General features: G+C 64.5%; 12 protein-coding genes. 4 read left to right on the top strand and 8 right to left on the bottom strand.

What is annotated here, in order from left to right; all coding sequences use genetic code 11:
• Window positions 1-64 precede the first annotated feature (64 nt).
• The 4 genes from ygfZ to ACYP01_RS03040 all read left to right on the top strand — a co-directional run bounded on the left by ygfZ (window position 65) and on the right by ACYP01_RS03040 (window position 3,207).
• Complete coding sequence (gene ygfZ / locus ACYP01_RS03025; RefSeq protein ID WP_459678623.1) at window positions 65-1,186, top strand: CAF17-like 4Fe-4S cluster assembly/insertion protein YgfZ; 1,122 nt, start codon at window positions 65-67, stop codon at window positions 1,184-1,186.
• Window positions 1,183-1,851 (top strand): MOSC domain-containing protein, encoded by a 669-nt coding sequence (locus ACYP01_RS03030; RefSeq protein WP_030535239.1) that lies wholly within the window; start codon window positions 1,183-1,185, stop codon window positions 1,849-1,851. The genes ygfZ and ACYP01_RS03030 overlap by 4 nt, the downstream gene beginning before the upstream one ends.
• On the top strand, window positions 1,848-2,801 hold the full coding sequence (locus ACYP01_RS03035) for an asparaginase (protein ID WP_003940365.1): 954 nt from the start codon (window positions 1,848-1,850) through the stop codon (window positions 2,799-2,801). The genes ACYP01_RS03030 and ACYP01_RS03035 overlap by 4 nt, the downstream gene beginning before the upstream one ends.
• Window positions 2,802-3,003: 202 nt before the next feature.
• Window positions 3,004-3,207, top strand: coding sequence for a DUF3073 domain-containing protein (locus ACYP01_RS03040; RefSeq protein ID WP_003940337.1), 204 nt, complete (start codon window positions 3,004-3,006; stop codon window positions 3,205-3,207).
• Window positions 3,208-3,357: 150 nt separating this feature from the next.
• Here ACYP01_RS03040 and purM read toward each other — a convergent pair whose 3' ends face one another.
• The 8 genes from purM to ACYP01_RS03080 all read right to left on the bottom strand — a co-directional run.
• Window positions 3,358-4,437: a phosphoribosylformylglycinamidine cyclo-ligase gene (gene purM / locus ACYP01_RS03045; RefSeq protein ID WP_459678624.1), complete on the bottom strand. Its 1,080-nt coding sequence runs from the start codon at window positions 4,435-4,437 to the stop codon at window positions 3,358-3,360.
• 207 nt (window positions 4,438-4,644) lie between these two features.
• Window positions 4,645-5,391 carry an AIM24 family protein gene (locus tag ACYP01_RS03050; RefSeq protein ID WP_003939813.1) on the bottom strand — a complete coding sequence of 249 codons (747 nt, stop codon included), beginning with the start codon at window positions 5,389-5,391 and terminating at the stop codon, window positions 4,645-4,647.
• 13 nt (window positions 5,392-5,404) lie between these two features.
• Window positions 5,405-6,082, bottom strand: a complete 678-nt coding sequence (locus ACYP01_RS03055; RefSeq protein WP_003939918.1) for an AIM24 family protein — start codon at window positions 6,080-6,082, stop codon at window positions 5,405-5,407.
• Between the two features lie 3 nt (window positions 6,083-6,085).
• Window positions 6,086-6,694, bottom strand: a complete 609-nt coding sequence (locus ACYP01_RS03060) for an AIM24 family protein (protein ID WP_003940441.1) — start codon at window positions 6,692-6,694, stop codon at window positions 6,086-6,088.
• A gap of 144 nt (window positions 6,695-6,838) precedes the next feature.
• Window positions 6,839-8,416 (bottom strand): amidophosphoribosyltransferase, encoded by a 1,578-nt coding sequence (purF, locus tag ACYP01_RS03065; protein ID WP_003940541.1) that lies wholly within the window; start codon window positions 8,414-8,416, stop codon window positions 6,839-6,841.
• Between the two features lie 126 nt (window positions 8,417-8,542).
• Window positions 8,543-8,932 (bottom strand): sterol carrier family protein, encoded by a 390-nt coding sequence (locus ACYP01_RS03070; protein WP_161120097.1) that lies wholly within the window; start codon window positions 8,930-8,932, stop codon window positions 8,543-8,545.
• Window positions 8,932-9,588, bottom strand: a complete 657-nt coding sequence (locus tag ACYP01_RS03075) for a CPBP family intramembrane glutamic endopeptidase (protein WP_256519823.1) — start codon at window positions 9,586-9,588, stop codon at window positions 8,932-8,934. The genes ACYP01_RS03070 and ACYP01_RS03075 overlap by 1 nt, the downstream gene beginning before the upstream one ends.
• The coding region (locus ACYP01_RS03080) for an alpha/beta hydrolase (protein WP_459678625.1) at window positions 9,585-10,833 on the bottom strand (1,249 nt) is incomplete at its 5' end. The genes ACYP01_RS03080 and ACYP01_RS03075, both read right to left, overlap by 4 nt.

Here is a 10,833-nt window from a genome sequence, read left to right on the forward strand (position 1 = left end):
GATCCGCCAAGCCGCCGGGGCCGCCCTGTAACCGCGATCCCGCCCACACTCCTAGACTGGTCTCGTGGTCGACAACGCTCTTGTGCCCAACAGCCCACTTCTGACTTCCCCCGGCGCGGTCACCGCACCGGACGGTTCGGCCGACATGGGTGTCGCGTGGCACTACGGCGATCCCCTCGGCGAACAGCGAACCGCGCAGCGCGCAGCAGTGGTGGTCGACCGCAGTCACAGATTCGTGATCGCCATTCCCGGCGACGAACGCCTCACGTGGCTGCACACGATTTCGAGCCAGCACATCGCCGCGCTCCCCGACGGCAAGAGTGCCGAGAACTTGAGCCTGGACGTCAACGGACGCGTCGAGCACCACTTCGTGCAGACGGACCTGGCCGGTGTCACCTGGATCGACACCGAGGCGAACCGCGGACCCGACCTTCTCTCCTTCTTGAAGAAGATGGTGTTCTGGTCCAAGGCCGAACCTCGAGACGGCAACGAACTCGCGGTCCTGAGCCTGATCGGACCCGAAGCGTCAACTGTCCTCGCCGCACTCGAGGTTCAGACACCCACCGAGGCCTACGACGCTCACGCCTTGGCCGACGGCGGATTTGTCCGCCGCATGCCGTGGCCTACCGAGAACTCTTTCGACCTTCTCGTCCCACGTGAGCAACTGGCAGCGTGGTGGACCAGGCTGACCGATGCCGGCGCCAAGCCCGCCGGCAGTTGGGCCTTCGAGGCACTGCGCGTCGAAGCGACGAGGCCTCGCCTCGGACTGGACACCGACGAACGGACCATCCCGCACGAGGTCCACTGGATCGGTGGGCCGGCCGAGCACGGCGCCGTCCACCTCGACAAGGGGTGCTACCGCGGTCAGGAAACCGTCGCCCGAGTTCACAATCTCGGCAAGCCCCCGCGCCATCTCGTCATGTTGCACCTCGACGGCAGCGCCGAAGCCGTCCCGGAACCGGGTGACCCGATCACGGCGGGCGGACGGGCCGTCGGACGCGTCGGGACCGTCGTCAATCATCACGAGCTCGGCCCCATCGCACTCGCTCTGATCAAGCGCAACATCCCGGTCGACACCGAACTGATGGCCGGCCCCAGCGCTGCGTCCATCGATCCGGATTCGATCGTGGCGGACGACGCACCCCAGGCCGGACGTGAGGCTGTCAACCGATTGCGCGGAAAGTGACGGGCACGGTCGACGCGGTCTGCGTCGTCCACACCGAACGTGACAGTGGCGTCAGGCGAGTCCCCCGTACCGCGATCGACAAACGTCCCGTCGACGGCCGCGTCGCGGTCGGCCGACTCGGACTGGGTGGCGACTACGTCTGCGACACCGAGTTCCACGGCGGCGCCTTCCAAGCTGTCTACGCGTATCAGCGCGACGAAGCGCAGCGTTGGTCGGACGAATTGGGCCGACCCCTCGGCCCCGGTTGGTTCGGCGAGAATCTTCACATCAGCGGGATGCTTGTCACGGACGCCGTGATCGGCGAGCGTTGGCACATCACCGGAGCCGAGGCGTCGGACGTTCTCGAACTCGAAGTGACCGCGCCCCGCGTCCCGTGCGGCACCTTCGGCATCTGGGCCGCGGAAAAGGGCTGGGTCAAAAGATTCACCGAGCGGACCGACGTCGGCGCCTACCTTCGCGTCAACCGGACCGGCACGATCGCCGCGGGCGATTCGGTCACCCGAGTCCACGTACCGGATCACGGAGTGACTGTTCGAGAGGTCTTCGCCGGAACGGACCCTGAGCGGCTTCGACGGCTGCTCGCAGAACACACCGACCTTGCACCGAACGTCACCGCGCGCGTCCAGAGGTTCATCGAACAAGCAGAAGCGCAGGTGCACTCGTGAGTATCGAATTGGTGGAAGTGGTCCGCTCCGGATTCCGCGAATGCGTGCATCGCGGATCGGCCGTCATTCTCGGCGCCGACGGCGAGGTCGTTGTCGGACTCGGGGAAATTCACACACCTATCTACCCGCGCTCGGCGAACAAGCCGCTGCAAGCCGTCGCTGCGCTTCGTAACGGCTTTGCACCCACCAGTCCGGAAGAGTTGGCCGTCGCGTCGTCCTCACATGCGGGCGAGGCCGATCACATCGAACTGGTCGCAGCGCTTCTCGCTCGCTACCAACTCGGTGTCGACCAGTTGCAGTGCCCCTCCGATCTGCCGGGCAACGAACTGGCCCGAGCCGAACTGATCGCAGCGGGCGAGCTTCCCAGCCCGATCTACATGACCTGCTCGGGCAAGCACTCCGCGATGCTCGCCACGTGCGTCGTGAACGACTGGCCGCTCGAGACGTACATGGAGCCGACTCATCCCCTCCAACTCGCGATCCAGGAGACGATCTTCGATCTCAGCGGCGAGGAAGAGCAGGAACTCGGCATCGACGGTTGTGGTCTCCCGATCGTGCCGCTCTCGCTCACAAACCTGGCTCGGGCATTCGGACGCCTGCCCTCGGCTGAGCCCGACTCACCCGAACGAGCTGTGGCCGACGCGGTCCGCGAGAACCCCTTCCTCGTCTCGGGCACCGGCCGCAACGATCAGCGCCTGATGTCCGCCGTGCCGGGTCTGTTCTCCAAGACCGGATACGACGGCATCTACGCCGGAGCGCTTCCCGACGGTTCCGCTTTCGCCCTCAAGATCGACGACGGTCACGAGCGGGCGCTCCTGCCCTTGGCGGCAGCTCTGCTCAAGCGGATGAACACCGAGTGGACCGAGGAGTTGGCGGCTCTCGCATCCGCTCCGGTCTTCGGCGGCGACGCCCGAGTGGGGACGATTCGCGCAATTCCCGGAAACTTCTGAGCAGTTCTCACAAAGTTCTGACGAGTTCTTTCAGCATCCTGGCAGCTCGCGGCCATAGTGAGAGCAATCAGACACGGCGGTGAGGCCTTCGTGGAAGCGGAAGCGACTTTTCCACGCTAGAGTGTGTGTCAGGAAACTTACACACTCAAACGGGGCCGCCAAATTCCCCAGGCCGCCCCGCGAAAGCGCGAGGGGGTCAGCCATGGGCCGCGGCCGGGCTAAGGCAAAGCAGACCAAGGTTGCACGCGAATTGAAATACAGCGTACCGACCACGGATTTCGACAGCCTGCAAAGAGAGCTCGCAGGTGGATCGACCAACTCGCATCGGAGCAGTGTCCGATCGGACCAGACTTCCGATAGGGAAGGGCATGCGCGAGAGGACGACTACGACGACTGGCGGCGTTGACCGCGCACTGCCACCGCGCAGACTGTGAAATGAGGAAGAGCTGATCGCTCTTCCTCATTTTTGCGTTCCATTTTCCGCCTCGCGCCTGCTTGCACGGACACACAAAACTGCCCCACCGGATCTCTCCGATGGGGCAGTTGACGTTGCGGTCTAGAAGCGCGGGTGGTCTCCGACCAGGAACGCACGCTCTGCAGCGGCGTCCGACGCCTTCTTGACGCTACCGAGCGTCCAGCAGTCGATGTGGCGTGCGGTGAGGACGGCAAGTGCGCGGTCGACGTCCTCGGGTGCGACGACGGCGACCATGCCGACGCCCATGTTGAACGTCTGCTCCATCTCGGCGCGCTCGACGCGTCCGCGCTGCGCGATCATGGCGAAGACCGGAGCGGGGCTCCAGGTTCCGCGATCGAGTTCGGCGACCAAGCCCTTGGGCATGACGCGCGCGAGGTTGTTGGCGAGGCCGCCACCGGTGACGTGGCAGAACGTGCGCACGTCGGTCTCGGCAGCGAGTGCCAGGCAGTCCTTGGCGTAGATCTTGGTGGGCTCGAGCAGTTCCTCACCGAGCGTGCGGCCGAACTCGTCGACGTGTGCGCTCAGGTTCATGCGGTCGATCTCGAGCAGGACCTTGCGGGCCAGTGAGTAACCGTTGGAGTGCAGTCCCGAAGAACCCATGGCGATGACGACGTCGCCGGGGCGAACGCGATCCGGTCCGAGCAGCTTCTCGGCCTCCACGACGCCGACACCGGTGGCGGAAAGGTCGTAGTCACCGTCGGCCATGATGCCGGGGTGCTCGGCGGTCTCGCCGCCGAGGAGAGCGCAGCCGGCCTGGATGCAGCCCTCGGCGATTCCGCTGACCAATTCCGCGACGCGCTCGGGGATGACCCGGCCGACGGCGATGTAGTCCTGGAGGAACAGCGGCTCAGCGCCACAGACGACGAGGTCGTCGACAACCATGGCGACGAGGTCGAGTCCGACCGTGTCGTGCTTGTCCATCGCCTGCGCGACAGCGAGCTTGGTTCCGACGCCGTCAGTCGATGCGGCGAGCAACGGCTCCTTGTAATCACCCTTGAGGGAGAACAAGCCGGCGAAACCACCGAGGCCACCCATGACCTCGGGGCGGCTGGCCTTCTTGGCCAGAGGGGCGAAGAGTTCCACCGCCCGGTCGCCTGCGGCGATATCGACTCCTGCTGCCGCGTAGGAGGCGCCTGCGGTGCGGTGACTGTCCTCGGTCATCGGGTTACTACTCCAGCCTTGTATTTCTCGCGAGCACGTATTGCTCGTGCACAGGTAAGTGGTCTTGCAATGTGAAGTGTTTGCAATCCTCGTGACGCGAGATGGATCGTTCGACTCGAGACCCAGAGCGCGCACACAAATACCGACGATTACGCCCATACGCTACCGGACCGGCCCCCTCGGTGAGACCTCGCGTACCCCGAGACGTCAGTTCTGCAGCCGCGCACCGATCGAGGCGTGCAGTGCGCGCAGACTGTTCTGCCCGAGTGCGACCGTCTCGGATTCGATGTGTTTGAGGAGGTGTCCGTCGTGGACGACCTTCTCGCTCGACTGGATCAGTACCGTCCCGGCTCCGGTGAAATCGAACTGGCGTTCTTCGCCGGTGTTCGCGCCGAACATGCTTCCGCGAACCGCGCCCAGGAAGCTCTGCATCCAGTCGGCATCGAAGTGGTGGGACGGCGACGGGCAGTCGGCCCAACCCACCAACGCCTGCGGGTCGATGCGCAGCGGCGGCTCCGCGAACATGACCGGGCCATTGGACGACGCCAGGAACTTGCCTGTCCCCAGTAGCGTCAAAAAGCCTGGGACGATGGACTGTTTGAGGTCCAGGCTGGTCTCGAAGGCGAGGAGATTGGCCGCGCGAATCGTGAGGTTGCCGTCGTCGAGGTCGTAGGAATTGATGTTGAATCCGCGGTCCCCGAGGATCAACTTGCCCTGTCCCTGAGCGAGCACCCAGTCGTCCGCGTAGAGCGGTGAAGAAAACCTGGCCGCGACGATCGCCGTCATGCTCGTGCGCCCGAGCGGCTCGAAGTTGATGTTTCCGTAGTACGCGATCATCGCGCCCTTGGACGTGAACCACGGTTGTCCGGCCATCTCGACGCAGAAGGCGTAGTCGTTGCCCGGGACGTTGTCGTTGGCGGGCAGAGTTGCCGGATTGTGAATTTCGATACCCATGCTCTGTGCCCTCTCAGAACTTCTGCTCGGACGCCTGGACCCAAACGGTGCCGGCGCCGGTCATCTTCAGCTGGATGGACTCCCCCGAGCCCTTGCCGACGGCCTCGCGCCAGCCGACGTTCGCGGAGATGTCGACGTTGATCTGACCGATGTGGCACACGTATGCCTGCGGGTCGACGACGACCTGAGGATTGTTCGGACCGACCTGCAACGGAATCGCGCCCCCGTGCGAGAGGACCGCGACGCTTCCCTGTCCGTGCAACTGCGTCGTGAACAGTCCTTGACCGGTCATGGCGCCGCGTACTGCTCCGCGCACACCGCCCTGCGACGTGAGAGCGACTATCGAACTCTGGAGGTAACCGTCGTGTGCGAGGAGTCGGTCGGCTTCGACGGTGAGCATTGACGACCCGTCGAGGTGGATGACCTCGACGTACAAGCCGGCGTGCCCGTAGAAGACCTCACCGTTTCCCTCGGCCGCCATCATGCGTGCGTGTTCGCCGGACATCATGCGGCCGGCCATCCCGGCGATACCGCCCATGTTCGGCATGGCGCCGGGCCCACCGCCCATGCTGTGCGGGATGAAGCGGACGTCACCGGTGTAGTAGAGCATCGACCCGGTGCGGGCAAGAACGTTCTGGCCCGGCGCGAGGGTCGACTTGACGACCTTGCTGTTCACCAATTCCAACGGCATGGTTCAGCGCTCCTCGGGCTGGATGTAGACGACTCCGGATCCGTCGAATCGCAGCGAGAACGCTTCACCGCTGCCACCGCCGATCGCGGAGCGCCAGGTGACGTCGGTGACGAAGCTCTGGTTGAGCTGGCCACGGTGAGCGACGAATGCGTCGGGATCGGCAACCAGCGGATACTGCGGGCTGACTTCGAGCGCGATGATCGGTCCGCCCTTCGACAGCACGGCCACCAGACCGGTGCCGCTGACGACCGTCGTGAACAAGCCCTGTCCGGAACCTGCGCCGCGGAGGCCGGCAAATTTCACATCGGTTCGCAGCTGTCCGACCAGTGCGAGCAATTGTGAGGCTTCGACGTGCAAAGCGTCGTTGTTGAGCTCGATGATCGTGATGTCCTGGGCGTCGACCGCGAAGTAGACGGTGCCTTGTCCGCTGACTTCCATCAGGGACAGTGATTCACCTGCCGCCTTCTGTTTCAGCGCGGCACGTAACCCACCGCCACCGCCCATTCCGGCGTTCTTGAAGGTAATCGCACCCTCGTACGCCACCATCGAGCCGTTGATCGCTTTGATGGTGTCCCCCACCAGGTCTGCGACCAGGACCCGGTGCCCATCCATTCTCAGTTGCGCCACGGAGGGCACTATGCCAGATGCTCACGACGTATGCCGTGTCGTGGAACAGAAAGTCGTGAACAGAAAATCTGCCGCCCACATGCTGTGGACGGCAGATTCTCGGCTGTCGAATTTCAACGATTCTGATGTTCAGGGGCGGCTGAGCGCGCTCGCATTGTCGTTGTCGCGAGTGGCCGTCGAACCTGCAGTGCTCTCGAGCATCCCCTCGAGGACGTTCTTGCCGATCGAGGTTTCCTTGGGAAGCGCGATCGGGTAGGTCCCGTCGAAGCACGCGGCGCACAGACGGCTGGCCGGCTGCTCGGTGGCGGCGATCATGCCCTCGGTGGAGATGTATCCGAGGGTGTCAGCTCCGATGGAACGACGCACGCCGTCGAGCATTTCCTCGAACGTCGCGTCCTGTCCGCCTGCGCCGTTGGCGATCAACTCGGCCGGTGAGGCGAAGTCGATACCGTAGAAGCAGGGCCACTTGACCGGCGGCGAGGCGATACGGACGTGAATTTCGAGGGCGCCGGCTTCGCGGAGCATCCGGATGAGCGCACGCTGAGTGTTACCGCGGACGATCGAATCGTCCACCACCACAAGCCGCTTGCCGCGGATGACTTCCTTGAGCGGGTTGAGCTTGAGCCTGATACCGAGCTGACGGATCGTCTGCGACGGCTGGATGAAGGTACGGCCGACGTAGGCGTTCTTCATCAAACCCTGGCCGTAAGGAATGCCCGAACCCTGGGCGTACCCGACGGCTGCGGGGGTGCCGGACTCGGGAACAGGGATGACCAGATCACCTTCGGCGGGATGCTCGCTGGCGAGCAGACGGCCGATCTCGACGCGGGTCGAGTGGACCGAACGGCCACCGATGACGCTGTCGGGACGCGCGAGGTAGACGTACTCGAAAACACAGCCCTTGGGAGTCGGATTCGCGAAACGCGAGGAGCGGACGCCGTCGGCGTCGATCGCAAGCAGCTCACCGGGTTCGATGTCGCGAACGAACGACGCACCGACGATGTCGAGGGCTGCGGTCTCGCTGGCGACTACCCAACCGCGGTCGAGTCGACCGAGGCAGAGCGGGCGGATGCCGTGCGGATCGCGCGCTGCGTACAGCGTGTGCTCGTCCATGAAGGTGAGGCAGAACGCGCCCTCCAACGTGGGAAGCAATTCCATCGCGGCCTGTTCGATGGTGCTGTCGCCGGCAGCGTGTGCCAGGAGACCACCGATTAGGTCGGAGTCGGAAGTCGCGGCATTGGGGCGCTTGTCGTTGACCAGGCCGGCGGCACGGGTGCGGCTCGCGAGTTCAGCGGTGTTGACCAGGTTGCCGTTGTGGCCGAGCGCGATGCCGGTGCCGGCAGTGGTCGTACGGAAGATGGGCTGCGCGTTCTCCCACGTCGTGGAACCGGTGGTGGAGTAACGGCAATGTCCGACGGCGACGTGACCTGGCATCGCTGCGAGGGTCTGCTCGTCGAATACCTGGCTGACCAGGCCGAGATCCTTGAACACCAGCACCTGGGAGCCGTCGGCTACCGCAATGCCGGCAGCTTCTTGACCACGGTGCTGAAGTGCGTACAGGCCGTAATAAGTGAGCTTCGCCACATCCTCTCCCGGCGCCCAGACGCCGAATACACCGCATTCTTCGCGGGGCTCGTTCTCGTCCTCGTCGGACGGGTTCGAAGCGAGGAGATTTGGACTGTTGACCGACAGATCGGCACGAGTCACCGGGCGCTCCCTTTGTGGGCAGGGGTTGGGGGGCATCCACAGTCTACGGCCATTTTGGGACTCACTTCCCCTGAGGGCTGCCTTGGGTCTCAGATCACGCCGAAGCGAACCGGATGGTCTCTGTCACTACGCCAACCGGAGCAGTGGGAGCCAGTGCGCAATTTCGGGAGCGCGGCTACCTGAGGCGTCGACTCTTCCGTCACCTGAGGCCTCGGAGAACTCGAGCAATCCGGTGACCATCTGCAACCACGTCCGAGCGTCCGTCTCGACGACGTTGGGCGGGGTTCCGCGCGTGTGACGCGGACCTTCGATGCATTGCACCGCAACAAACGGTGGGACCCGCACCTCGACGCTCGATCCGGGGGCGATCTGTTCGAGAGTGCGCGCACTCATCTTCACTGCCGCACCGAGTTCACTGCGCGAAGGCTTCGGCAGTTCCGGATCTCGAAGCCACGGGCCGACGGCCAGGACGGCGGCACGAAATTCGGCGGGGTCGACGGCGCGGCGGGGCGGCATCAGTTCACTCCCTGTCTGCGAGTAGCGATACGAACGGCAAGTGCGCCACCGGCATTCGTGGCCAGGTGCAGCAGGGCGGGGGCAAGTACGCTGCCGCCACGGCGGTGCAGCCACTCGAACAGCAATGCCGAAGCGCCGGTGAACGCCACGGCTGCGGGAACGTTGTCGCCGGCACCGCGGGCGGGGGCGACGTGCCACAGCCCGAAGGTCAGTGCGTGAACAGCCTGCGCGGTCGGCCTGTTCAGTTCGCGGCTCCAGACGGCCGACATCGCGCTACGGAACAACAGTTCCTCGGAGAGCACCGTCCCGAACGGGATGTGCAGGATGATCCATTCGAGGAAGTCTTCGCGGCCGTCTGCTCGCTCGTCGGCAGCGAGAGTCGCGCGCAAGGAGGGAACGGCCAAAGCGACGCTGTAGCCCGTGAGGACCGCCCCCGCCGCGGCTCCGCCGAACTGAGAACCACCACGAATGCCGGTGTGCGCCAAGCCGAGTTCCTCGCGGGTGTAACCACGTGCGAGTAGGACTCCGATGGCCGACAGACCGGCCGCGGTGTTGACCACGGCGCGGGCTCGGGGCGAAAGACCGAATGCCGGAAGCACGACGTTGCTCCAGGTGATCGCGGTAGCGGAGAGCGCGATCGAGGCGACTCCCCTCACTTCTCGGGGCCCTCTGATTTCACGGCGACAACCAATGCCGACCGCACTCGCTCGGTTTCTGCGGCCGTCCATCCCTCGGGCTGGACGACGCTGATCCAGGCGTCCAGAACAGAGGTTCCGTAATTGTGACCATGGCCGTCCGGAACTCCCGCGGCGTTACCGAGGTCGGCCGACACCTGCCAGAACGTCACGATCGGGAACCATTTCATCGACGGCGAGCGGTCGAAACCGGGCACTTCCTTGAGCCACTCGGGCCGATTGAACATGAGGTCGGGTGACCACCACACCACTGGATCGGAAGGGTGCTGGACAAACAGAACCCGCGGCTGCGGCCACGTCATCCCGTCGGTCGGAATGTCTTCGGAGCGATCCGCGAACCGCACGCCGGCCAAGCCGTCCGCGTAGACAGGAGCTACTTCGGGAGTGCCTGGATCGCGCCTCTTCTCGATCGAACGCCACAACTGCGTCGCGTTCGGCGGGCCCACCCACAGAATTCCGTCGGCGGTATCGCGCGCCGCCTGCAGTGTGTCGAAGGCTCCGGCGCCGGCCATGACGCCGAGGCTCTCGCCGTAGACCATGAACTTCGGCCTGGTGGCTTCCGGTTCCTGGAGCCATCTTTCGTGTACCCGCTCGATCAACAGGCGTCCGGCAGCTTGCGCCTTCTCCTGGTCGGCGAGGAACGAGATCCAACTCGGCAGGTACGAGTACTGGCTGGCGACAAGAGCAGTGTCGCCGTCATGCACAAGTTCGATTGCCTGTGCCGCAGTGGGATTGACCCACCCCGTACCCGTCGTCGGAATGACCACGAGAACCTTGCGCTGGAATGCGCCGGTCCTCTCCAGCTCCTTGATGACCAGATCCATACGCTCTTCGGGATCTTCGGCGCTTTCAAGTCCGGCATATACGCGAATCGGATCCATCGCAGGCTTACCGGTTGCCGCTTCGAGTTCCTGCGCGTCGAGTCCGCGCGAGACGAAGTTTCGTCCCTCGAACCCCAATGTGTCCCAGGGAGCGGCTGATTCGGGGCTACCCGATTTCATCGGATCCTGCGGTTCGACGACGCCGTCGCGAGTGGTCGAGTTCTGCAGACTGAAGATCGAGTTGGTCGCTGCATAGATTCCGCGGACCAGGACGCCGTCGACCAGCATGAAGAACAGGACGGTGACAACCAGGACACCGACGCCATTGGCCACCGACCGTGACCAGTGGAACCGCCGCATCAGCTGTCGGGCAATCAGTTTCACC

This window comes from Rhodococcus sp. no. 34, from assembly GCF_054589475.1.

What these genes read in the sequence shown, in the direction of transcription:
- ACYP01_RS03070 (WP_161120097.1), bottom strand. Translation starts at nt 8,932, where the DNA reads ATGCCGCCCCGCCGCGCCGTCGACCCCGCCGAATTTCGTGCCGCCGTC.
- ACYP01_RS03040 (WP_003940337.1), top strand. Translation starts at nt 3,004, where the DNA reads ATGGGCCGCGGCCGGGCTAAGGCAAAGCAGACCAAGGTTGCACGCGAA.
- ACYP01_RS03055 (WP_003939918.1), bottom strand. Translation starts at nt 6,082, where the DNA reads ATGCCGTTGGAATTGGTGAACAGCAAGGTCGTCAAGTCGACCCTCGCG.
- ACYP01_RS03060 (WP_003940441.1), bottom strand. Translation starts at nt 6,694, where the DNA reads ATGGATGGGCACCGGGTCCTGGTCGCAGACCTGGTGGGGGACACCATC.
- purM (WP_459678624.1), bottom strand. Translation starts at nt 4,437, where the DNA reads ATGACCGAGGACAGTCACCGCACCGCAGGCGCCTCCTACGCGGCAGCA.
- ACYP01_RS03050 (WP_003939813.1), bottom strand. Translation starts at nt 5,391, where the DNA reads ATGGGTATCGAAATTCACAATCCGGCAACTCTGCCCGCCAACGACAAC.